This is a genomic window from Moraxella sp. CTOTU48717 (assembly GCF_032057165.1).
In the GTDB taxonomy this organism is placed as follows: domain Bacteria; phylum Pseudomonadota; class Gammaproteobacteria; order Pseudomonadales; family Moraxellaceae; genus Faucicola; species Faucicola tetraodonis.
Genome location: NZ_DAMBBC010000009.1, coordinates 1 through 24,251 on the forward strand (window position 1 = coordinate 1; position 24,251 = coordinate 24,251).

The window sequence follows — 24,251 nt, forward strand, 5'->3', positions numbered from 1 at the left end:
GGCATGGTGGTATTGGTTTAAAATGCTTATTATATTACAGTTTTAACTATAAGTTAAAAGGCAGGTTAAAAGATAAGTTAAAATTTAGGTTAAAAGTTAGGCTAACAGGCAGTGGGTAAGCGAATCTCAAGAAAATTTTTATATCCAACAAGGCTTTTGACGGGTTTAGACTTCTTTGTCGACACAAAAATCGCTACAATGGCATCTTTTGAAAATTGAACACAAGATGTACCTCATGAGCCAACTAGCTACTGCAACTTTATTGATTAAATGCCAAGACCGCGCAGGTATTGTGCAAGCTGTATCCGAATTTTTTTATCGTTATGGCGCCAATATTATCAGCCTTGACCAATACTCGACTGAACCCGAAGGTGGTCAATATTTTATGCGCCTTGAAATGGCTATCAATGATTTAGACAATATCATCGACAACATGAAAGGCAGTTTTGAGCATACCGTCGCTCGCATCTATCAAATGGAATGGAAACTATTTGACAACAGCAAACGTAAAAAAGTGGCAATTTTGGTGTCCAAATACGACCATGCGCTACTTGATTTGCTATGGCGCTGGCAACAAGGGCAACTAGATTGTGAGATTACCTGTGTCGTCAGTAATCACCATGATTTGCGCCAAGCGGTAGAAAATTTTGGTGTGCCATTTCATCAAGTGACTGTAAGCAAAGACAACAAAGTACAAGCAGAAGCCGAGATTCAAGCGCTGGTAAAAGACTGTGATTTGTTGGTGCTGGCGCGCTATATGCAGATTTTGTCCGCTGAATTTACCGCCGCTTGGCACATGAAAATTATCAATATTCACCACTCATTCTTGCCAGCCTTTGTCGGTGCTGATCCATACCGCCAAGCGTATGAAAAAGGCGTCAAACTGATTGGCGCCACCGCGCATTATGTCACAGCTGACCTTGACCAAGGACCGATTATTGAGCAAGACGTGCACCGTGTCAGCCATCGCCACCATGTGGCAGAATTGCGGGCGATTGGACAAGATGTCGAGCGTAGCGTGCTGACCCGTGCCGTGCGTTGGCATCTACAAAACCGGGTGATTGTCACAGGCAATAAAACGGTGGTATTTAACTAATTTTTCATCTGTTATTTGTTGTCATTGCAACTTATCTTGTTATTAGGGCGTAGGTTTTACGCCCTTCTCATTATAAAAATAATCTACCTGTGGTAGTCCTATGCCGTTATCAAAGTCGCCAGCGCCACGATCCAACACTCGTATGACCCACTATAAAACCTTGGGCTTACTGCTCACCTTATACTTGGCTCAAGGCTTGCCCGCAGGATTTATCACCCAAGCCTTGCCAGCGATTTTACGTGAATACAAAGTCTCACTGGTTGCCATTGGTTGGTCAGGGCTGATTTTGGTACCTTGGGGGCTTAAATTCCTGTGGGCTACTGTCGTGGACGGCTATTATTCACAGAAAATCGGACGCGCCAAAAGTTGGATTTTGCCGATGCAAGGGCTGTCAATCGTCATCCTAATTGCGGTGGCGTTTTTTGAACCGCATAATTTGGCACAAACCAGTTCGGTGATGACGTTGTACGGGATGTTATTTACCTTAAGCCTCATTGGGGCGACACACGATGTGGCGACGGATGGGCTAGCAACCCGTTTGCTTAAAACGGCTATTGCGCCCAAAGAACCGCTGACCCATGATATGCCTGCACCTACTCTTGATTCGGTGAATCAAACGACCAATCACCATCATCGCCAAAGCCAAGGCAATGCCGTACAAGTCATCGGCTATCGGCTGGGGCTGATTATCGGTGGCGGTGTTTTACTGATGCTGTTAGAACAATGGGGCTGGCGTAATAGTTTTCTTGCCATGGCGGCTTTGGTGGCAATGAATACCGTGCCCATTGTGTTTTTTAAAGAGCACGCCAACACCTCGGTTATACCTTCCAAAAAACAAGTACAGGCAGAAAAATCTGGCAGTTTTAAGGCACTAAAAAATTACCTGAGCCACCATTATCAATATTTTTGGTCATCGCGGGAGATGCTGGCTTGGCTAGGGGTGTTATTGACCTATAAAATTGCTGATGGCATTTCAAGCGGCATGGTCAAACCGATGATGGTCGATGTCGGACTCAACTTGCAGCAAATTGGCTTTTGGGCAACTATTTTGGGCTCGGCTGCCTCAGTCGCTGGGGCAGGGGTCGCCACAATTTTGATGAAACGACTCACTCGCTTTACGTCCCTGCTGTATTTTAATCTTGCCCAAGCGCTGACCACAGGGTTATATGGCTTGGTGGCTTATGGGTTTTATCATCAGTTACTGACGGATTTTTTGTGGCTCTATGTCGTCAATGCACTGGAGCATTTTTGTGCATCGTTGGCGCTGATTGCGATGCTCACGACCATTATGCATTATTCACGCCCTGCCAATGCGGGGAGTGATTTTACCGTGCAGGTTTGTCTATTGACGGTGTTGGGCGGCTCAGCGCATTTTGCCAGCGGCTATATGGCGCATTTTTTGGGCTATCAATGGCATTTTTGGGTGAGTATGCTAATTGGTTTTGTTTGTCTTACACCAATAATTTACTGGCATAAATTACAAAGTAATGAGAAATAATTTCATTTTTAATTGATTTTTGATATTTTTGACCATATTATCTATTTATATGATAAATTAGAAAATATAGATAGAGCGGAGGGGATATGGCAAAAACATTTTGGCTGAACCAAAAATTTAATATCAATTTACCCATTTGGACGTTATTGTCGCCAAGTATCGCCGCTTTAGTGCTTGCGGTGCATTTGATTTGGCATCCTTCGGGTATCATCATGAATACCGTGACGGCGATTTTTTTGATGGGGTCAGTTTTTGCTGCCGTACATCACGCTGAGGTGATTGCTCACAAAGTGGGGGAGCCTTTTGGTACGTTGGTTTTGGCATTGGCGGTCACTGTGATTGAAGTGGCACTTATTTTGGCACTCATGAGTAGTAGCACACCCACCGATGCCGCGGTGCTTGCCCGTGATACGGTATTTGCAGCAGTGATGCTGATTTGTAACGGGATTATTGGTATTTGCCTGTTGATTGGTGGTATCAAAAATTACGTACAGCGTTATAGTTTGCATGGCAGTAAAGCGGCAATTAGTGTGTTATTGGCGATTGCATTAATCGTATTTATTTTACCCAATTTTACCACCTCTGCCGCAGGCGGTTTTATGATTGGCGCTCAGCTGCTGTTTGTAGCGATTTGCTGTTTGATTTTGTATGCCGCCTTTATCTTTACCCAAACCATTCGTCACCGTGATTATTTTATTGCCGACGGGGAAGAAGACCTGCATCACAGTGATAATGCGCTAACCACGGCGATGAGTGTAGGATTTTTGTTTTTCAGTTTGGTGACGGTCGTGGGTCTTGCTAAGATGTTGTCGCCTGCGATGGAAGCGGCGCTGCTGGCGATGGGTATGCCAAAAATCGTGTTAGGGATTATCATTGCTGCTTTGGTACTGTTGCCTGAATCTATTGCTGCGGTAAAAGCTGCCTACAACGACCAACTGCAAAACAGTTTAAATTTGGCGTTAGGCTCGGCTTTGGCGTCCATTTCGTTGACAATTCCTGTTATCGCGCTTTATTCAATGTTCACAGCAACGCCCGTCATGTTTGGGTTGTCCGCCAAAGAAGGGCTAATGCTGGTTATTACGCTGATGATAACCATCAATACTTTAAGTACCGGGCGCACCACTTTTTTACATGGCATCATCCATTTGGTCATGTTAGCCACTTTTGTGTTTTTCTCCATTATTCCCTAACCCTAAAGGAATAAATGGCATAGAAAATTGGCGTAATAAATGACGTAATAAATAAATGAAAGGATACTTGCAATTAGTAACATTCCTTTACTAAATACTTATGCTCATTAATTTAAGTTTTTGATAATCTAGAGGGCAACTAGAATAACGCCATACTTAACACGATTATCGTTGTAGTGATTAGAGGTCATTCTATTCATTTGAGGTGTTGAAACGATCATTTAAGAGTTTCAACGAACCATACATTAAAAATTGTGCATTAAAATATTACAACATAAGGAAAAACAAATGGGACTATTTAGCTTTGCAAAAGACATCGGTGATAAAATCTTTCATCGTAACAAAGACGCTGCGCCAGCATCGACACCCGCATCAAACGTTGCACCAACCGCAACGCCTGCAGCTTCTACTGAGCCATCTGCACAAGAGATTGCAAACTTATTGATTCAGCGCATCCAACAAAATGCCAAAATTGACAATCTATCAGTCAACTATGACGGTAACACTGACAAAGTAACTATTAATGGTTCTGCTGCTAACCAAGCAGAGCGCGAAAAAGCCATTCTAGCGGCAGGTAATGTACAGTATGTTGCACAAGTGGAAGACAACATCACGGTTGCGACGCAAGAGCCAGAATCTCGTATGTACACAGTGAAATCAGGCGATACGCTGTCAAAAATTTCAAAAGAAGTGTATGGCGATACCAACCAATACAACAAAATCTTTGAAGCCAACAAACCATTACTCTCTGACCCAAACAAAATCTATCCAGGTCAAGTGCTTCGTATCCCAGCTTAATTTTTACCTTAAGCCTTTTAAAAAACCAGTGACTCCTGTCGCTGGTTTTTTTATAAAAAAATTTGCATATCGATAAATAAAGTTTTAAGGATAAACCATGAAAAACCAAAAACAATTAATTAAATTGGGCGAGCAACTGGAGAAAAATCCGTCAATCGCTCAATCCAATTTGGCTGTTAAACCCCGTAATTACTTGGCGTTAAATCCGCTTTTGCAAAAAGGCGGACTGCATGAAAAAGACGATGTCGAAATCGCCCGCAAAAAACAGCGGCGACAAACCAAGCAGGATTTGCGAAAACAAGTTTGGCGACAGGAAGCGTAATAACCAAACACCCCAGATTTTGGGGTGTTTAGTTGACGCCTATACAATATAAACTTATTCAAATACCACGTCTGCGCCATCGGCTATCGTGCCATACAGACTTAGCGCATCCCAATTGGTCAAACGCACACAACCGTGTGATTTTTGCGCGCTGATTAACTCAGGCTCAGGCGAGCCATGAATACCATAACTCCGTTTTGATAACCCAATCCAAGCACGCCCCACAGGGTTGTTGGGTCCTGGTGGTAGCCACTTTTCTTTGGAAGAAAAATCAGTATTATAGGTGGGGTTTAATACCCGATTTTTAACTTTTAAGGTGCCAGAGGGTGAGGGGGTGTAATTAGAGCCGACTGTTGTCGGGTAGCTTGCAACAAGCTCACCACTAGCAGCATAGGCGTACAAGATATTTTTCTTTTTATCGCTCACAACCTTAGTCACTTCCGTCATATTGGGCTGATAAGGATTGTAGACGGTGATAATATTACCCGCTTTGAGTGGCGTGGTGGGGTTTAATCGACTTACCAGCTTTTGGCTCATATGAAATTTTTCAGCTACCGCTTCACGCGCTGATTTGTATTGCATGTCTCTGGGCACTTTGGTAATCACCAAATCATCGCGCGTTAGCTGATAATTGATAAAAATCGGCTGCTTATTTAACGTCTCGTTGCTGGTTAACGCTGACCAAGTGGCTTCATTCATCGTGGTGGTTACGGGCAGATTGTGTTTTTGCTGAAAAATCTGCATCGCTTTGATGGTATTTTTATTCATTATTCCTGTCAGTGCACCCACACTATGCCCATGCCAGTTAAGCAGGGCTTGGGTCTTAAATACCAGCAGTTCATCAGGTTTAATGGACACTTGTTTTGATGGTAACGCGTCTTTGTTAGCCACGGATGACGGATTGTCATTAGCCGATTGTTTGAGCGCAGCATAGTCAATAGTTGATTGAAAACCCGTCACAGATGGGGTCGCTGAGGCAGGCGGGGTTGATGCGGCTTGTGACGCCACCACCGCAGAGGCAGGCATGGTTTTTAATTCAATAGCGCCTTTGGGTGACCAACTCACTTGGTTTACTTGCTGGGCAATCATCGGTAAATTATCAGTGGTATAGGCAATCTCTGGCAAGGCTTGTTTCAGTCGTTGCTGCACCAAGCTTGTGCCAATAAACTGTTGACTGACATTGGCTTTTAGCGTTGGGGCAGGCGAAGAGGCAGCGACACTTGCGGTTGTACTGGCTGCAGTACTAGCTGTAGTACTTGCTGTCGCAACTGTGGGTACATCCATAGCTTGATTGGGTGACTGTTGACAGGCAGATAAACTGATAGCAAGTAGTAGGCTTGTAAAGCAAGGTAATATTTTATGATAAGAAGACATAGTCATTGAAATTTAAGAAAAATTTAGCAAGGGAGGATGGAAGGTCATCGAGGTTTTAGAGAAACGATAATGGCATACTATAGCAAAACTCGGTTGAAGATAAGCAGGATTTTACAAATTTTTCAAAAAAATGTTGGTAAAAATGCCATAGAAAAAGGCAGGTTAGACCAGCTAACACTGCCTTTCACGCAAGATAAAAATTAGGCTAATCAAAGATTATAAGTTAGCGATGACCGCATCACCCATGTCTGAACAAGAAACCAGCGTGGTGCCTTGTTCAAAGATATCGCCTGTGCGTAACCCTTGCTGTAATACTTTTTGCACCGCTTGCTCAACTTGCGTGGCACGGGCTTCATCATTGAGGCTATAACGTAACAGCATCGCCAATGACAAAATGGTTGCCAATGGATTGGCTTTATTTTGACCGGCGATATCAGGGGCAGAACCATGCGATGGTTCATATAGCCCTTTACCTGTGTCATTTAAGCTCGCGGATGGTAGCATACCAATAGAGCCAGTCAGCATTGAGGCTTGATCTGACAAAATATCGCCAAAAATATTGCCTGTGGCAATCACATCAAACTGTTTTGGGGCTTTGACCAGCTGCATCGCTGCATTGTCGACATACATGTGAGTCAATTCAACATCTGGGTATTCGGCAGCGACTTCGGTGAAAATCTGCTTCCAAAACTCTGTGGTCTCAAGTACGTTGGCTTTATCAACTGAGCAGAGTTTTTTACCGCGTTTTTGTGCCGCTTCAAAAGCGACTTTGGCAATACGGCGAATTTCTGATTCGCTGTATTTCATGGTGTTATAGCCTTCTTTCTCGCCGTTTTCAAGCGTGCGAATACCGCGTGGTTCACCAAAATAAATATCGCCGGTGAGCTCACGGACAATCAAAATATCTAAGCCAGATACCACCTCAGGTTTTAAAGTTGAGGCATTGGCAAGCTCTGGATAAAGAATGGCTGGGCGAAGATTGGCAAATAGATTTAAGTCTTTACGAATCGCCAGTAATCCACGCTCTGGGCGCACTGAGCGTTCAAGGCTATCATACTGTGGGCCGCCGACAGCACCGAGCAATACCGCATCAGCCTTGCGGCACAGGGTTTGGGTAGCTTCTGGATAGGGTGAGCCATGCGCATCATACGCTGAGCCACCTAACAGCCCATACTCATAGCGAGCGTCTAAGCCTTGCTCGATTAATTTGTCCAATACTTTGACAGCTTGTCCAATGATTTCAGGACCAATACCATCACCTTGTAATACGGCGATCTGTTTTGTCATGTTACTTCCTTCACGTTAATCCACAACTTTTTGCTGACAACGCAGCTTTTAAAATTTTGTTAGTTTCTAAAAAATAATCGAATCAGGCATTATTGAATGACGCTTTTTTGCGTCACGCTTTAAGGCGCATCTATAAAGCAATCTTTACAAATTCATTCGATAAAGCGCCTTGCTGATTAGGTTTTTTACACCATTGATTGGTAAGTTTGGCATTTTCATACAAATCAATACACAGGGGCGTTGGGGCAGACTGCGCTAGCAAACTATAATCGGTCTTTTGAATTTGGCGGTAGGCTTTGAGCTCATAGCGTTTACCGCTTTCAAAACGATGGATAAAACTAAAACTTTCAACCGTCGTCAAATCCTCATCCAAATAAAAACGGGTGGCAACCACGTGCTGACCACTGGGAAAACTTACCAAGTAATTTGGTATAGTAGATTTGCTCTGCGGCTTACTCATCAAAGGTGTGACGGTCACTGGGCTAGTCTCTTGGCTATGGTTGCCAAGTGTAGCGCTCGGGGTGTGAGTCGATTGATTAATAACTGACAACGTGCCAATACGATTGATTTCACAGGCATAAATGCCGGTACATTTTAGGGTGCTTTTGCCTGCAGCAATCGGTTGCGGCGCTGTTACCACTGAGGGTTTGGCGCGTGCGCTTGGCTGCTTTGTCATTGATTGACAGCCAGATAGCGCCACTGCCGAACAAATCGCAATGGCTATACCTACAACAGGCAAACAGTCAGGGCGAAAAAAGCGCTTCGTAAACATCATGGTCGTTATTCCCTCAAATCAAAAAAGGCAACTAAAATATTGCAGTAACAGGGTGGCTGCCATAGTTAGACGATGATAATTATGGCGGATGATGCCATGATTTAAACACAGTCATAGGCACGCTAAAATGTGACTAACATAACCAATATGCCAACCTTTGTCAAAAAATGCCTTTTTAGACACGGCTTATACGCAGGATGGGATACATGATGGATAAACTATCAATGATAAATCATCAATGATGAAACGCTACTAACAGTGGACATTTACCTAACCAAGCAGCATTTTAAGCCGCGCCTGTGCCAAATACCCAAGGGCGTGATTGTTTGGCGTTCTCTTCATACGCTTTGATGCTATCAGCTTGCTGTAAGGTAAGACCAATATCGTCTAAACCGTTGAGCAGACAGTGCTTACGAAATTCATCGACGTCAAACGCATAGCTTTTACCTGAGGGTGAAATCACTTGCTGTTTTTCTAAATCCACGGTTAATTGGTAGCCATCTTGGGCAAAACATTCGGCAAACAATTCACTGACCGCATCTTCGCTTAAAATCACTGGCAACATGCCGTTTTTAAAGCAGTTGTTGTAGAAAATATCGGCAAAACTTGGCGCAATCACCGTGCGAAAACCGTATTCTTCGAGCGCCCAAGGGGCATGCTCACGGCTTGAACCACAACCAAAGTTTTTACGCGCAAGCAAAATGTTAGCACCTTGATAACGGGGCTGATTCAAAATAAAATCAGGGTTAATGGGGCGTTTGCTATTGTCTTGACCAGGATAGCCTTCGTCCAAATAACGCCATTCATCAAATAAATTGGCACCAAACCCCGTGCGTTTGATAGATTTCAAAAACTGTTTTGGAATGATTTGGTCAGTGTCCACGTTTGAGCGATCTAGTGGGCAGACAATGCCCTGCTCAAGGGTATATTTTTTCATAGTTCTACCTTAATAATTTCTCACGTCAACAAAATGACCGGCTAATGCGGCAGCGGCGGCCATGGCAGGGCTGACCAAATGGGTGCGTCCGCCATTGCCTTGACGACCTTCAAAGTTACGATTCGAGGTACTGGCGCAATGTTCTTTTGGCTGCAATTTATCCGCGTTCATGGCGAGGCACATCGAGCAGCCTGGCTCCCGCCATTCAAAACCCGCTGCGGTAAAGATTTTATCTAGCCCTTCGCTTTCTGCTTGTTGTTTAACCAACCCAGAACCAGCTACCACAATCGCTTCTTTGACGCTATCTGCGACTCTGCGACCTTTGATAACCGCCGCCGCCGCGCGAATATCTTCAATACGTGAGTTGGTACAAGAGCCGATAAACACCCGATCGACTTTGATGTCAGTGACCGGTTGGCCTGCGGTCAAACCCATATACTCATAAGCGCGTGTCCAAGCGTCTTTTTGGACGTCATCTTTTGCCGCATCTAGGGTAGGGACGTGCGCGCTGATATCCACCACCATCTCAGGGGAAGTGCCCCATGATACTTGGGGGGCGATGTCCGCGCCTGCCATCTCAATGACGGTATCAAACACGGCATCAGCATCTGAATGTAGGGTTTGCCAGTAAGCCACGGCTTTATCCCACATTTCACCGGTAGGCGCATAGGGACGACCTTTGACGTATTCAATCGTGGTGTCATCAACGGCCACCATACCAACGCGCGCGCCCGCTTCAATCGCCATATTACACACGGTCATACGTCCTTCCATGCTCATGTCACGGAACACATCGCCTGCAAATTCAATGGCGTAACCTGTCCCGCCCGCGGTGCCGATTTTTGCAATAATCGCTAGTACCACGTCTTTGGGGGTGACGCCTTCACCCAATTTGCCATCGACTTTGATAAGCATATTTTTCATCTTGGTTTGCACAAGACACTGCGTTGCCAATACATGCTCAACCTCACTGGTACCGATGCCGTGGGCAAGACAGCCTAACGCACCATGGGTTGCGGTATGTGAGTCGCCACACACCACCGTCATCCCAGGTAACACTAAACCTTGTTCTGGGCCTACCACATGCACAATGCCTTGGCGCACGTCATTGATGGTAAATTCAGTGATGTTAAATTTGGCACAGTTTTCATCGAGTGTGGCTACTTGCAAGCGAGAGACATCATCTTTAATGCCTGCCACCCCTTCTTTACGTTCGCTTGCCACTGTTGGAACATTATGGTCAGGGGTGGCGACGTTTGCTGACAAACGCCAAGGGTCACGATTTGCCAATGACAAGCCTTCAAATGCTTGTGGGCTTGTGACTTCGTGTAATAAATGACGGTCGATATAGATAAGACTCGAACCGTCGTCTCGTTGATTGACTAAGTGGTCTTGCCAAAGTTTATCATAAAGCGTTTGTGCTGCCATGACACACATCCTATGGTTTTTTTATAAAAGGGCGTAGTAATCGGGTAAACAATAACGACATTATAACAAAGAAAAATGATAATTTTAATTGATGATTTTTATATTTTATAAAAATTTTAGGAATGTATTGGGCGATTAAATAAATTGTATTTGGGCAAACGTTATCTTATAATCTTATTTAATATATTTTTTAAAGAATGAAACTTTTATTTATATCAAATGGTAGGGTTTTAGTTTTGGGGGAAAGATGAATACCACAAATTTAAATACTTTTTTAGCGGTTATGCAAACAGGTAGTATCTCGCAGGCGGCTGATAAACTATTTATTACACAGCCTGCAGTAAGTAAGCGTATCAAAAACTTAGAAGACGAATTTGATGTCACCCTTTTTGATACTGTGGGTCGTGGTATTATCCCAACCCAAGCGGCGCATGACTTGATACCCCATGCCAAACGCTGGCTAGATGATTACGATAATCTAAAAATTAATCTTAAAAACCGCCAGCAAACGGTATCAGGCAAACTGATTATCGGTACCAGTCATCATATTGGCTTACATCATCTGCCAGCTGTCCTCAAACAATTTATCCAAAGCTATCCTGCAGTACAGCTTGAAGTGCATTTTGTCGATTCCGAGCAAGCGCATAAAGCAGTCCTTGATGGCGACTTGTCATTGGCTTTTTTAACGCTACCCCCTGTGTATGATAAACGTCTAAATTATCATATGCTATGGTCAGATCCGCTGCATTTTGTGACCGGCATTTTATCGCCACTGGCGCATAAAATGAACGTGACGCTTGAGCAATTGGCGAATTATCCAGCGATTCTACCCGCCGCCAATACCTTTACCAGCCAAATCACTTTAGCTGAATTTGCCAAATATAACTTAAAACCGTATGCCACGATGAGCACCAACCCGCTAGAGTCGATTCGTATGTTGGTGTCGGTTGGGCTAGGCTGGTCGGTGTTACCACAAACGTTAGTCAATCAAGATTTACAGCCGATTAATATGGATACCCCCGTTGAGTTGCAACGCTATTTGGGTTTGGTTACTAACCCAAATATCACGGTATCTGCAAGTATGGCAGCCTTACTTGATATGTTAGGATTAGAGGTGGATGGTAAACATCGCGATTAATGGATCGATATAAAAAAAAGCCTATCGATGTGATAGACTTTTTTTATGAGACTTACTTTTTCTGATAAGTTAAACGCAGCCCATAAATCCAAGCATCGTTGTTTTGGAAATCACCCACTAAGTCGCCATTGGGGATTTTTGATTTGGCATCGCCAAACATCAAATATTTCACGCCTGCCGACACGGCAACTTCGGGTGTAACATTGTACTTGGCGCCTAGACCCACATTCCAATGACCTTCCACAGGTCCTAAGGTGGTGGTGGGATCACCCGCGCCGCTATCCCAGCCCACTGAGCCTGATACCGCCCATTGATTACTTAATTTTTTACCCAAGCCCACTTCTGCTGCCCAGCCATCATCTGAGTAATCAATCAAGTTTAAACCATTGGGATATAGGGGTTTAAAATCCGCGCCGGTGGCTTTTTTAGTCGTTGCATTATACAGAGGCGGTTTGATTGAAAAATCACTCCAAGGTACCCAGCGCAGTTTTGCGGTCAATAGGGTGGTTGGATTAAGACCTGTTTGAAAGTCAACATTCACGGATTTTGGGGTAGTGATGGTCATGTCATAACTGCCGGATTCGCCAGTTGCAGGCATGGACTCATACGCTACAGTGTCATGATCAATTTCAGAGCGATAAGTCAACGCCGCTTTAAGCGCAATCTCAGGTTTGCTATAGGCTAAACCTGCCATCCAACCATAACCATTCGATTGGGCAAAGATACCATCATAACCTTGAGTAGAATTGTAGGCTTTACCTCGTAAATGCACTTCACCTTCTAATTTTTGTAATACCGGCCCGCCATATACTTGCCAGTTATTTTTTTCGCCAAATTTGACCCCCACCAAACCCGTGAAGTTTTTACTATCAACGGAGGCATTGGTACCTTCGTTGGGATGCTGAGCGATATTGCTTGCTAGATTGTAGGCTGCCCCTGCTTGCTGTGCGGTTTTAACCGCGTTAGCTGCATTATAAGCGAGTGTTTGGTTGGTTGGATCTGCTTTTGCAGCGGCGGCGGCGGTTTTTGCAGCTATGGCGGCTGCTTGCGCCGCTTGTCCTGCACCAGCAACCTGCTGCGCGCTGACTGTACCATTGACAAAGTTATTATTGCCTGTGAACTCAACATCCGCGCCCCACGGTTGGTCAAAAAACACACCCACACTGACTTTATCATTGATGTCTGCTTTTGCCCCATAATTGATAAAATTATAGTTTAGCGCCATGTTGTTGGTATCGCGACCTTCTTCGTACGTGGTTGGCGAAGGGGTGGTGGCTGCATTGTCTTTGCCACTAATCGATGGGTCAATGGTGATTCGTTCAATGTAGGCAAAAGTGCCATCTTGCGTAAACCCCCAACTTGGCTGAGTTGAGCGGTCGAGCCCTGCGGCTTGGGCAGCGCTAGCAAATGAAATGCTGGCAATAGCGAGTGTTAAGGATTGCAATCTTAATGACATGAAATACTCCCTTTTACATGGATATTGATAAAGTGCGAATTGGAGAGCTTGCTAAAGGTTGCTAAAAGGTATGAAAAACTTAGACAGGATAGTGAGGCCTTCCAATGGACCCACAAAGAATAGTTAAAAACTTACGCCTTGACAACTTATGGCTTACAAAAATGACGCCAATTTCTGACCTGATAAGTCACTAATAGCGTATTTACAGTGACATAAACATAAAAAAACACCGATTAATATAATCGGTGTTTGAGTCAAAGCATGACAAAGTATTAATTTACTCTAGCCAGATTCATTTCCATTTTTTTACCATCATTGTTTTGAACGACTTTAACAGGTAGATAATCAAGTTTTGGGGCTAACCAAAAACTGGTTTGACGGTCTTTATCATCATGCACGCGATCGATACGCACCACGTCAAAAGTGCCCGCTGGCACGGTAATGCGAGTCATGGCAGATTTTTTGAAGGGCACTGCTTCAACTGTATTGCGATCTGCCATGTAATAGTTACCACGGAATTTGCCTGCTTTTAAATCTTCCCGAATTTGAATTTCCAAACTTAAATCATCATAGGCAGGCTGTGGCAAAGCAATGACTTTGTTTTGACCTTTATAATTGGTAACCAGTTGTTTTTTTGCATTATTAAAGTTCAAGGTGGTAGTTCGACCCGTCCCCAAAATTTTGTATTGTGTTAATGCGCTCACCGGTAAGATAGCGCCATTGGCATTGACAAAATTGGCGGTTTGCTTGGCACTGGCTAATTTACCGACACTTGCATTAACGTTATAAAAATACTGATTGCCAGTTTGGGTCAATACACGGCTTGCGGTACCATTGTATTTGCCTTCAATATTAAAATTATAGGTTGCATTAAAAGGGGCAACTGCCGCATTCGCTATAGAAGTGATAGCCATCGCTGACACGAGTGAAGTACTTACTAATAGTTTTTTTACTAAAGAATTTTTCATGTTTCATCCATCAAATAACGTTCATCAGATAAGGTTAAATCTATTTGGTATGCATACAGTAGTATTGATGGCAAGCAAATACAAGCCAGTTAACAAAAGATTGTGATTGTGCAATAAACGACAGTCTTTATGAGGTATTTGGGTGAAGGGGTTAAAAAATTGACAACAAATTGCAAAATTTCGTAATTTTCTGCTTGAACAAATTGGCATACATCCCCACTGTTAGACAGTGAATTGATAACATGTCATAAGCATATGATTATTTATGCAAACAGATAGTTATCATCTTTTTGTGGTCGGCAAAATAGAGGGGGTCTTTTGAGCCAACCTCTGAGCTGATCACAGCTTTCAAAGCTAACTACGGCTTTCAAACAATAATTTAACAGTTAATTTATGGAGTAGATTATGGCAATTCGTCCTTTACATGATCGTATCGTCGTGCGTCGCAGCGAAGAAGAACAAAAAACAGCTGGCGGTTTATTGCTAGCAGGCGGCGCCCAAGAAAAACCGTCTCAAGGTGAAGTCATTGCAGTAGGTAATGGTCAAATCCGTGAAAACGGTGATGTACGTGCGCTCGATGTCAAAGTCGGCGACAAAGTACTCTTTGGTCAATATGCCGGCTCAACGGTTAAAGTAGATGGTGAAGAATTATTGATTATGAAAGAAAGTGATGTATTAGGTGTGATTGAAGGTTAATCAGTCATTACTTTAAACAATCGTTTTTTACCCAAAAGCTAATTTACTTAGTCTTAATTTACCTGGTCTTAATCTAACTGGTTAAGTACTTGGTAAAATAATTGATAGCAACCGTGGTAGCAATTTGGACTACCTTATACAAATAAAAATTTATAATTTGGAGAATTTAACATGGCTAAAGATGTAAAATTTGGTATTGATGCCCGTGCAAAAATGATTGATGGCGTCAACGTATTGGCAAATGCGGTTAAAGTGACATTAGGCCCTAAAGGTCGTAACGTGGTTATCGACAAATCTTTTGGCGCACCCACCATCACTAAAGATGGCGTATCAGTGGCTAAAGAAATCGAACTTGATGACAAATTTGAGAACATGGGTGCACAGCTGGTCCGTGAAGTTGCAAGCAAAACCAATGATGTTGCAGGTGACGGTACTACCACAGCGACTGTTTTAGCCCAAGCGATTTTGCAAGAAGGCATGAAATCAGTTGCCGCTGGCATGAACCCAATGGACTTAAAACGTGGTATCGATAAAGGTGTACGTGCTGTTGTTGCACAAATCCACGCGTTTTCAACCCCAGCCAATGACACTAAAGCCATCGCACAAGTTGGCTCTATCTCAGCTAACTCTGACCAAACTATCGGTGACTTAATCGCTCAAGCGATGGAAAAAGTGGGTAAAGAAGGCGTAATCACAGTTGAAGAAGGTTCAGGCTTTGAAGATACCCTTGAAGTCGTTGAAGGTATGCAATTTGATCGTGGCTACATCAGCCCATACTTTGCCAATAAAGCAGATACGTTGACCGCTGAACTAGAAAACCCATTAATCTTGTTAGTCGACAAAAAAATCAGCAATATCCGTGAGTTGATTCCACTGCTTGAAAACGTGATGAAATCTGGTAAAGCCTTACTGATCATTGCTGAAGATGTTGAAAACGAAGCCTTGGCAACTTTAGTTGTGAATAACATGCGCGGCGGTTTAAAAGTTTGTGCTGTCAAAGCCCCTGGTTTTGGTGACCGTCGTAAAGCGATGCTTCAAGATATCGCAATCTTAACGGGTGGTACAGTTGTATCAGAAGAACTGGGCATGAGCTTAGAAACTGCGGATTTATCAGTATTAGGTACTGCCAAAAAAGTGACGGTTGGTAAAGAAAACACTGTGATTGTCGATGGTGCCGGTCAAAAAACTGAAATCGATGATCGTGTTGCCTCTATCCGTCGCCAAGTGGAAGAATCAACCTCTGATTATGACAAAGAAAAGCTACAAGAGCGTATTGCTAAACTCGCAGGCGGTGTGGCAGTTATCAAAGTCGGTGCGGCGACTGAAACTGAAATGAAAGAGAAAAAAGACCGTGTGGATGATGCCTTGCATGCAACTCGTGCTGCCGTCGAAGAAGGCGTTGTAGCAGGTGGTGGTGTGGCATTGGTTCGTGCTATCTCTGCGCTTGACAATGTCAATGGTGACAATGACGACCAAGCCGCGGGTATCAACATTTTACGCCGTGCGATGGAAGCACCACTTCGTCAAATCGTGACCAACGCAGGTGATGAAGCATCTGTGGTGGTAAACCAAGTCAAAGGCGGTCAAGGTAACTACGGTTACAACGCAGCGACTGGTGAATATGGCGATATGCTTGAAATGGGTATCTTAGACCCAGCCAAAGTCACTCGCTCAGCGCTTGAAAACGCAGCATCTGTGGCAGGCTTGATGCTTACGACAGAAGCAATGATTACTGACCTGCCAAAAGACGACGCTGGCGCTGCTGCCATGGGTGGTATGGGCGGCATGGGTGGTATGGGCGGCATGATGTAATCTAAAGATTATATCCTACTCAAGCCATTTAGCTAAAATTAAAACCCTATTAAACTTCAGTTTAATAGGGTTTTTTAATTAGGGAAATTATCACAACCATGACGATGGAACTACCGACCGCTTCACTACCACAAGCCAACACCATCGGTGTATTCAATAAAAATGTGTTAAAAGATAGTATGAGTGTGGATTTATGGGCGAATATTTTGCGTTAAATGGCGGCGCAGTTAATCATTATCCCGTCTAAAAACATACTCAGTTGAGCTTGAAGCATTTTCAACAAACTGATAGCCTTCCAAGTTAAAGTCTTTTAACTGTTGCGCGGTTGTCAGCTGATTTTCAGCGGCAAAACGCACCATCAAGCCGCGTGCCTTTTTGGCATAGAAACTTACCACTTTATATTGACCATCTTTGCCGTCTTCAAAACGGGGCGTGATAATATCCGCGCTGATTTTTTTGGGATTAACCGCCTTGAAGTATTCGTTGGAAGCCAAGTTTACCAAAACTTTGTGTTTATTTTCTGCCATGCGTTGATTGATGAGATTGGCAAGCGTATCGCCCCAAAATTGATACAAATTATCGCCTCTAGGATTTTTTAGTTTTGTGCCCATTTCCAAGCGATAAGGTAGCATCAAATCAAGCGGCTTTAACAAGCCGTACAACCCAGACAATATTCCTAATCGCTCATTGACATAATGGACTTGTTGTTCAGTCATTTGCTTCGCTGCCAAACCTGTATAGACATCACCATCAAATAAATACAGCGCCGCTTTAGCAGGTATGTCAGCATGATCGGTACTAAATGGCTGGGTAGTATCCCATCGCCAATTTTGGTTGCGCACGGCATTTAATTGCCCAAGTTTAGCTGAGATACTCATCAACGCCGACAAATCGGTTGGCGCTAATGTTTTTAATTCACTCATCAATTCGCAAGCGTGCGCCATCAAAGCAGGCTGGGTGTAATGTTGACTAAAATCAAAAGGTAAATCATTTTTTTTATTCAGATTTTTGGCAGGCGAGAGCACAAAGTACATGGGGTATGTTCCGTTTACTTTATCGGTTAAGAATTAGAGCGGTTAAGATAATGATAATGGCAGCGCAGGGCGCAAAGATAACGCCCAAGCCACATAGACTAGGCGAGTTTGATTTTATCGGTTAACAAAAATTCCATCAATGCTTTTTGGGCATGCAGACGATTTTCGGCTTCATCCCATACCACAGCGCGCGGATCCTCAAGCAAATCATAGGAGATTTCTTCGCCGCGGTGGGCAGGCAGACAATGCATAAATAATACGTCTGGATCGGCTTTATCCAGTAATGAGCGGGTCACCATATACTGGGCAAATCGCCGCGCACGAGTATTTTGCTCGCTCTCTTGCCCCATACTTGCCCATACATCGGTGGCGACCAAATGCGAGCCTTTGACCGCCTCATTAACATCTTCGACCAGCTCAACACAGTGCGAATACTGCTTGATGAGGTCGGCATTGGGTTCAAACCCATAAGGCGCGGAAACCCGCAGTTGAAAGCCAAATTGATGCGCAGCATGGATAAAAGAAGCGCACATATTATTGCCATCCCCAATCCAAGTCACTGTTTTGCCTTCGATGCTACCACGGTGCTCTATAAAGGTTTGGATGTCGGCTAGTAGCTGACAAGGATGCTGTTCGTCAGTGAGTGCATTGATAACAGGCACTTGTGAATACTGGGCGAATTTTTCAACAATACTGTGTTCAAAGGTGCGAATCATGACGATATCGACCATGCGTGAGATGACACGTGCTGAATCTTCAATCGGTTCGCCACGACCTAGCTGGGTATCGCGAGGTGATAGAAATATGGCATGACCGCCAAACTGTCCCATCCCTGTTTCAAACGAAATACGGGTACGGGTACTCGATTTTTCAAAGATCATCCCCAAGGTACGACCGACAAAAGGCTGATAAATAACCCCTTCATGCTGCATCAAACGCAGTTCACTGCCACGTTTAATCACTTGCATTAATTCTTCTTTGCTAAAATCCAATAACGTCAAAAAATGGCGGGTACTCATTGCCTGTCCTACATCCCAATTTTGTCAATAAACATTACAGTAAACTATCAGTATAGCGGATTTATCCAAACTGTCTAGCAAATTGACGCATTTGTGTCACTTTAACATCCGTCACATAGTTAACAGTTATGACTGATAAATCCATGTTGGACGTCGGGTGACCACACTTAACAGCTCATAGCTAATGGTATCATTCCAGCCACCCACCTCATCAATGCTCGGTGCATTACCCCAAAGCTGGACAGGGCAGTCAAGGTTTACCCCAGTGGTATGGGTCAAATCAACCATCAACATATCCATCGCCACCCGACCGATGATAGGCGCCTGTTGACCTGCGGCGACGACATACGCATCATCGCTAATCACCCTTGGATAGCCATCGGCATAACCCACACTGACAATGCCGATGCGCGCTGGGGCTCGGGCAGTCCAGCGACTACCATAACCCACGCTATCGCCCGCTTTTAGCGTATGAATTGCCATGATACTGGCGTTAAAATGCATGACGGGTTGCAGATTTAGCTGTTTGGCAGTGGCATGATTTACAGGCGTTGCCCCATACAAGATAATGCCTGGGCGCACCCAATCATAATGGCGGTCTGACCAGTTCACAATCCCTGCTGAATTACACAATGAGCCTTTAATCGCTGGGTTTACTTGGTCACGTAGCATTTGTAGGGTTGAATCAAATAACTCAAACTGTTGTTGGTTATTGGGATGATCGATGGCATCAGCGTTGGCAAAATGGGTGGTCAAAACAATCTCATAGCCTGAGCTAGTTAATTGCTGGGCGATTTTCTTGATTTCACCCGATGTAAAGCCAAGGCGGTTCATGCCAGTGTTTAGTTTTAGCCACACGGTTGCGCCCGCTTTTGCAGGCTGCTGCAACGCCCAGTCTAATTGGCGTTGGTGGTGTACCACGCACTCGATTTGATGCGCTATACAATATTGCCATTCTGCTAACGAAAACGCGCCTTCAATCACTACCATTAGTTTTTGCCAGCCAGCCTGTTGTAGTTCTATCGCTTCTTGCAAACAAGCGACACCTAAGGCATCGGCTTGTGCGACGGCAGGTAAACAGTTGACTGCGCCATGCCCGTAGGCATTGGCTTTCACCATGGCTAATACCTTGGCGGTCGGGGCATAATCTTTGACGCGTTGTAGGTTATGGGTAAGCGCTGCTAAATCGATGGTGATGCTGGTTTGACGCACAATCTTGACCTTGTTGCAGTGAAATTTTTATTCATCAGGTTCGCTAAAGGAAGCGGTTTGGTAAAATTCAGGGGTTAGGTTACCAAAACGGGTAAATTGCCCTTCAAAGGATAGGCGCACTGTCCCAATAGGTCCATTACGCTGTTTACCGATAATGATTTCAGCTGTGCCTTTAGCATCGCTATTTTCATTATAAACCTCATCACGATAAATGAACATAATCAAATCGGCATCCTGCTCAATTGCACCCGACTCCCGTAAGTCCGACATAATCGGGCGTTTGTTGGGTCGATTTTCTAAACTTCGATTGAGCTGTGATAAAGCGACCACAGGGCAATTCATCTCACGGGCAAGCGCTTTTAAGCTTCGAGAAATCTCCGAAATCTCACCCACGCGGTTGTCGCCTAAGCCTGGCACTTTCATCAGTTGTAGATAATCGACCATTACCATGCCAAGTTTGCCATCATTGTCTTTGGCAATACGGCGACAGCGCGAACGAACCTCAGATGGTGGTAGCGCGGTACTGTCATCGATATACAGTTTTTTAGCATGCAGATGAGCGATGGCATTGGAAAGTTTACCCCATTCATCTTCGTTCATTTGACCTGACCGCAAATGCGTTTGGTTGATAGCCCCCCAAGAGGACAATAGACGCATCACAATTGACTCAGCAGGCATTTCCATTGAAAACACCACCACAGGTAAATCGGTATGAAATAAAATACTCTCTGCCAAATTCATCGCAAATGTGGTTTTACCCATCGAAGGACGCGCTGCCACAATAATGAGATCGCCCGCTTGTAGCCCTTGGGTTTTGTTATTGAGTTCTTCAAACGGGGTCTTAAGCCCAATCATGCCTTCAGGATGGTCTTTAAGTTCTTGGATATTGTTGACGACATTGGTGATAACATCGCTTAGTTGGGTAGGACCCTTGTGTTTTGAATGGCGGCTATGGGTTTCATTGATGGCAAAAATTTCGCTTTCAACGGTGTCTAAAATATCACTTACACTTTGATTTTTTGGGTCAAAGGCAAGCTCTAGCATATGACTGCCGGCTTTGATGATTTGGCGTAAAGTCGAAAATTCCCTGACCCGCTGCGCATAAGCAGTCAAGTTAAACAGCGTCGCTGGGCTTTGTGATAGGATATCGCCTAGATAATCGCTACCACCTGCAGGTTCAAGCAGTTTTTGCATATCGAGCCAGTCCATCACCATGGTGGCATCATACGGCTCATTGGCATTGGCAAGATGAGAGATAGCATCAAAAATATATTGATGGCGCTGTGCATAAAAATCATATTTGGTAATAATATCTGAGATGCGATCAAACGACTCTTCAAGGCTCATCAGCGACGCTAGGACGGACTTTTCTAAGTCCATACTGTGCGGTTGATGCTGCGTCAGCGAAGTATTCTTAAGATCGTTCTCTTTGGTTTTATCGTCTGCCATGATGACCTGTGATAAAGTTATTTTAAATAGTTTGAAAGGGCAAAATTTTGCTAAAAGTTATCGGTTGCAAATGGTGAGTCTAACACACGCATCAAAATAGAACAGTCAATATACCGAAAAAACCATCCAAATTCTAATGAGAAAAATATAAAAAAACGGCAATTTTTTTGAATGAAATCAGCTTGAATTTTAGGCTTTCTTGTTGAATTTTTACGCCGCAAACAATAAAAAAAAGAGACAGCAAAGCCATCTCTTTTTTAAAGTAAACTATCAATTAAGCAGCTGAATCTTCTGCCAAGATAGTGACTTGAATGTTGGTCATTACATCGTGATGTAATTGAATGTCAACATTGTATTCGCCAATTTGACGTAATGCACCTTCAGGCAATTTAACTTCTGAACGGTCAACAGGTAAACCAGATTTAGTTAAGGCATCGGCGATATCGCGAGTACCGATAGAGCCAAATAGTTTGCCTTCATCACCTGATTTTGCACGGATGATAACATTGACGTCTTGTAGCGCTTCAGCACGGGCATTAGCAGCGGCTAATTCATCAGCTTCTACTTTTTCAAGTTCTGCACGGCGTGCTTCAAATTTTTCGATGTTAAAAGCAGTAGCTGGTAATGCTTTACCTTGTGGTACAAGGAAGTTACGGCCATAACCTGCTTTTACATTAACAGTATCGCCTAGTTTACCTAGGTTAGCGATACGTTGTAATAAAATAACTTGCATATATCACTCCTCGGTTTATTTTTGGCTGTCAGTGTAAGGAACCAACGCAAGATAACGCGCTTGTTTGATTGCTACAGCCAATTGGCGTTGATATTTGTTTGAAGTACCAGTGATACGGCTTGGTACGATTTTGCCACTTTCAATGACATACTGTTTTAGGATTTCGATATCTTTATAATCGATATGGGTAATGCCTTCAGCAGTAAAACGGCAAAATTTACGGCGGCGATAAAAACGTGCCATGATTAGTCTCCTTAATTATTCGTCGTTGTTGTCTTCAGCATCAACTTCTGACTCATCATCATTTGATTGATAGTCATCTTGAGCTGTATCGTTACGGCGTGAAGCTTTACGAGCACGTTTTTCTTCAGCACTTTTTGCTAATGGTGATTCTTCAGTAATCGCTTCGTCACGACGGATAACTAAGCTACGGATGATAGCATCGTTATAACGGAATAATTCTTCAAGCTCATCAAGCGTTTGTTGACCCGCTTCAATGTTTAATAGCACATAGTGAGCTTTGTGAACTTTGTTGATTGGGTAAGCTAATTGACGACGACCCCAATCTTCTAGGCGATGGATAGCACCACCTTGTTCTTTTACTAAGTTGATATAACGCTCAACCATGCCAACCACTTGGTCGCTTTGGTCTGGGTGAACCAATAATACCAGTTCATAATGTCTCATAAAGACTCCTCACGGATTAAACAGCCGTTGACCCCGTGTCAACAGCAAGGAGATTGAATGCACCTAAGTTAGAATCATCTAACTATATTGGTATAAACAAGGTGCGCCATTATATAGTAGCACACACTCAGTAGCAAGTTAATATTTACTTAACAAATTCGCCCACGCATTGCTGTAAGGTATTCGATACGGCACGCGCCACAATGACATTGCGCGCGGCCGGGTCGACTGCTGCTGTGGTCAAATCGACAATGGTGACGGACTGCGGGGCTTTTTCGCTGACGCAGCTACAGACATTGCTCGCTACCTCTGCTTGCTTCTCGGAAGTCATCAATACACTGCCCAAGCGCCAGTATTGGTTATTTTGTAATTGAGCTTGGCATTGTTGATTCACTGCGGCTTTAAATATCGCCATGCCGACATTGTTGGCAGCGCCGATGGTGCTATTAGCATCCATCACACCGGTACCAGTGGTAGCGGCGCAGCCGCCCAAGGCTAGGGCTGAGCCAATCACTGCAGCGGCACTTCCTATGCATTTAGTAGCTTGGCGTTTATTAGCTAGGCGTTTAGTAGATAGCCTAATAGCGGCGAAAAAAGAAAATTGTTGATGCATATCAAATACTCCTGTCCTTTATTGTGTTAAACAATTGATAAACACCGCTAACATAGCAGATTACAGAAGATTTCTTTACCACAATTTTTTAACCAAGTCATGTTATTGGGTCATAGTTATTAAAAATAGTTACTAAAAAATATGCCATCAAACTTAAAAAACTGGGTGGGATTTTTTTTCATCAATGTTTATAAAGCCAATTAAATTCCTCGACCTCAGTGATATTAATCGGAAAAAAACACGGATTTTTTGGATTTTTCGATAGATTTGATTCAAATTAAACCTTACTAAAAATGTGGGATTGATAACCAATTGTTTTAGGTTGCGCATTTGTTTAATCTTTTTTTCCCTTGTATTGAGTGTGGGATTGGATTATAACTATACGTAACAAATACATCTATTTACACAATAATAAGGAATTGTTATGAACTGGCAATTATTTAGCGTAATTTTTACAATCGCTTCTGGTGTGACTATCGGTGTTTTAATGACCATTGCGCTGGTAACTGGTTTTGACCAAATTCCACACATTATAGCCACAGCGATTGTCGGTTTAATCCTATCTATTCCAATTGCATGGATTGTCGCCAAAAAAATGCAAACACTGACTACTGCCAAAACCCCAGTTGCGCGATAACAAAGTACGCTAGATAAATAACTAAAACCGCTAAAACCGCTTAACTAATAATAGCTAAGCGGTTTTTTTATGGCTAATAAGGTTAAAAGTGT

At 43.6% G+C, this 24,251-nt stretch carries 24 protein-coding genes; 9 read left to right on the forward strand and 15 right to left on the reverse strand.

What is annotated here, in order from left to right; genetic code table 11:
- Positions 1–235: 235 nt before the first annotated feature.
- The 5 genes from purU to RT084_RS06695 all read left to right on the forward strand — a co-directional run bounded on the left by purU (position 236) and on the right by RT084_RS06695 (position 4,904).
- The gene (gene purU / locus RT084_RS06675; protein WP_065252963.1) at positions 236–1,096 is read left to right on the forward strand and encodes a formyltetrahydrofolate deformylase; all 861 of its coding nucleotides are present in this window, start codon (positions 236–238) and stop codon (positions 1,094–1,096) included.
- A gap of 100 nt (positions 1,097–1,196) precedes the next feature.
- Entirely contained in the window at positions 1,197–2,594 is a 1,398-nt protein-coding gene (locus RT084_RS06680) for an MFS transporter (protein WP_313098502.1), read from the forward strand.
- Between the two features lie 86 nt (positions 2,595–2,680).
- Entirely contained in the window at positions 2,681–3,784 is a 1,104-nt protein-coding gene (locus RT084_RS06685; RefSeq protein WP_313098506.1) for a calcium:cation antiporter, read from the forward strand.
- A 288-nt stretch (positions 3,785–4,072) separates the two neighbouring features.
- The gene (gene lysM, locus RT084_RS06690) at positions 4,073–4,582 is read left to right on the forward strand and encodes a peptidoglycan-binding protein LysM (RefSeq protein WP_050325039.1); all 510 of its coding nucleotides are present in this window, start codon (positions 4,073–4,075) and stop codon (positions 4,580–4,582) included.
- 97 nt (positions 4,583–4,679) lie between these two features.
- The gene (locus RT084_RS06695) at positions 4,680–4,904 is read left to right on the forward strand and encodes a hypothetical protein (protein ID WP_050325040.1); all 225 of its coding nucleotides are present in this window, start codon (positions 4,680–4,682) and stop codon (positions 4,902–4,904) included.
- Between the two features lie 54 nt (positions 4,905–4,958).
- Here the strand turns inward: RT084_RS06695 and RT084_RS06700 are convergent, their stop codons facing one another.
- From RT084_RS06700 to leuC, 5 genes are all read right to left on the reverse strand, one after another.
- The gene (locus RT084_RS06700; protein WP_313098512.1) at positions 4,959–6,278 is read right to left on the reverse strand and encodes a L,D-transpeptidase family protein; all 1,320 of its coding nucleotides are present in this window, start codon (positions 6,276–6,278) and stop codon (positions 4,959–4,961) included.
- 216 nt (positions 6,279–6,494) lie between these two features.
- Complete coding sequence (leuB, locus tag RT084_RS06705) at positions 6,495–7,565, reverse strand: 3-isopropylmalate dehydrogenase (protein WP_060994371.1); 1,071 nt, start codon at positions 7,563–7,565, stop codon at positions 6,495–6,497.
- 130 nt (positions 7,566–7,695) lie between these two features.
- Positions 7,696–8,340, reverse strand: a complete 645-nt coding sequence (locus RT084_RS06710) for a hypothetical protein (protein WP_313098517.1) — start codon at positions 8,338–8,340, stop codon at positions 7,696–7,698.
- A gap of 286 nt (positions 8,341–8,626) precedes the next feature.
- A complete protein-coding gene (leuD, locus tag RT084_RS06715) occupies positions 8,627–9,277 on the reverse strand; it encodes a 3-isopropylmalate dehydratase small subunit (protein WP_007114912.1) in 651 nt (216 codons plus the stop codon).
- Between the two features lie 9 nt (positions 9,278–9,286).
- Entirely contained in the window at positions 9,287–10,705 is a 1,419-nt protein-coding gene (gene leuC / locus RT084_RS06720) for a 3-isopropylmalate dehydratase large subunit (protein ID WP_065252956.1), read from the reverse strand.
- Positions 10,706–10,952: 247 nt separating this feature from the next.
- On the opposite strand from leuC, the gene RT084_RS06725 reads away from it, so the two are divergent.
- Positions 10,953–11,843 carry a LysR family transcriptional regulator gene (locus RT084_RS06725; RefSeq protein ID WP_065252955.1) on the forward strand — a complete coding sequence of 297 codons (891 nt, stop codon included), beginning with the start codon at positions 10,953–10,955 and terminating at the stop codon, positions 11,841–11,843.
- A 52-nt stretch (positions 11,844–11,895) separates the two neighbouring features.
- Here the strand turns inward: RT084_RS06725 and RT084_RS06730 are convergent, their stop codons facing one another.
- Both RT084_RS06730 and RT084_RS06735 read right to left on the reverse strand, forming a co-directional pair.
- Complete coding sequence (locus RT084_RS06730) at positions 11,896–13,299, reverse strand: outer membrane protein transport protein (protein WP_313098523.1); 1,404 nt, start codon at positions 13,297–13,299, stop codon at positions 11,896–11,898.
- A gap of 272 nt (positions 13,300–13,571) precedes the next feature.
- Positions 13,572–14,267, reverse strand: a complete 696-nt coding sequence (locus RT084_RS06735) for a DUF3108 domain-containing protein (RefSeq protein ID WP_219334320.1) — start codon at positions 14,265–14,267, stop codon at positions 13,572–13,574.
- Positions 14,268–14,669: 402 nt separating this feature from the next.
- Here RT084_RS06735 and RT084_RS06740 point away from each other — a divergent pair, with 402 nt between their 5' ends.
- Positions 14,670–14,963 carry a co-chaperone GroES gene (locus tag RT084_RS06740; protein ID WP_197931485.1) on the forward strand — a complete coding sequence of 98 codons (294 nt, stop codon included), beginning with the start codon at positions 14,670–14,672 and terminating at the stop codon, positions 14,961–14,963.
- A 171-nt stretch (positions 14,964–15,134) separates the two neighbouring features.
- The gene (gene groL / locus RT084_RS06745; RefSeq protein WP_007114919.1) at positions 15,135–16,775 is read left to right on the forward strand and encodes a chaperonin GroEL; all 1,641 of its coding nucleotides are present in this window, start codon (positions 15,135–15,137) and stop codon (positions 16,773–16,775) included.
- Positions 16,776–17,002: 227 nt separating this feature from the next.
- Here groL and yaaA read toward each other — a convergent pair whose 3' ends face one another.
- The 8 genes from yaaA to RT084_RS06785 all read right to left on the reverse strand — a co-directional run bounded on the left by yaaA (position 17,003) and on the right by RT084_RS06785 (position 23,522).
- On the reverse strand, positions 17,003–17,809 hold the full coding sequence (yaaA, locus tag RT084_RS06750; protein WP_096489139.1) for a peroxide stress protein YaaA: 807 nt from the start codon (positions 17,807–17,809) through the stop codon (positions 17,003–17,005).
- A gap of 98 nt (positions 17,810–17,907) precedes the next feature.
- Positions 17,908–18,828, reverse strand: coding sequence for an ornithine carbamoyltransferase (gene argF / locus RT084_RS06755; protein ID WP_096489138.1), 921 nt, complete (start codon positions 18,826–18,828; stop codon positions 17,908–17,910).
- Positions 18,829–18,954: 126 nt separating this feature from the next.
- Positions 18,955–20,040 (reverse strand): alanine racemase, encoded by a 1,086-nt coding sequence (gene alr / locus RT084_RS06760; RefSeq protein ID WP_312384144.1) that lies wholly within the window; start codon positions 20,038–20,040, stop codon positions 18,955–18,957.
- 27 nt (positions 20,041–20,067) lie between these two features.
- On the reverse strand, positions 20,068–21,489 hold the full coding sequence (dnaB, locus tag RT084_RS06765) for a replicative DNA helicase (RefSeq protein WP_007114924.1): 1,422 nt from the start codon (positions 21,487–21,489) through the stop codon (positions 20,068–20,070).
- Between the two features lie 274 nt (positions 21,490–21,763).
- The gene (gene rplI / locus RT084_RS06770; protein WP_060994380.1) at positions 21,764–22,222 is read right to left on the reverse strand and encodes a 50S ribosomal protein L9; all 459 of its coding nucleotides are present in this window, start codon (positions 22,220–22,222) and stop codon (positions 21,764–21,766) included.
- 15 nt (positions 22,223–22,237) lie between these two features.
- Positions 22,238–22,465 carry a 30S ribosomal protein S18 gene (rpsR, locus tag RT084_RS06775; RefSeq protein ID WP_313098543.1) on the reverse strand — a complete coding sequence of 76 codons (228 nt, stop codon included), beginning with the start codon at positions 22,463–22,465 and terminating at the stop codon, positions 22,238–22,240.
- Between the two features lie 15 nt (positions 22,466–22,480).
- A complete protein-coding gene (gene rpsF / locus RT084_RS06780) occupies positions 22,481–22,909 on the reverse strand; it encodes a 30S ribosomal protein S6 (RefSeq protein WP_007114929.1) in 429 nt (142 codons plus the stop codon).
- A gap of 145 nt (positions 22,910–23,054) precedes the next feature.
- Positions 23,055–23,522, reverse strand: a complete 468-nt coding sequence (locus RT084_RS06785) for a hypothetical protein (protein WP_257619723.1) — start codon at positions 23,520–23,522, stop codon at positions 23,055–23,057.
- A gap of 424 nt (positions 23,523–23,946) precedes the next feature.
- On the opposite strand from RT084_RS06785, the gene RT084_RS06790 reads away from it, so the two are divergent.
- The gene (locus RT084_RS06790; protein WP_309576718.1) at positions 23,947–24,159 is read left to right on the forward strand and encodes a hypothetical protein; all 213 of its coding nucleotides are present in this window, start codon (positions 23,947–23,949) and stop codon (positions 24,157–24,159) included.
- The last annotated feature ends 92 nt before the right edge of the window (positions 24,160–24,251 follow it).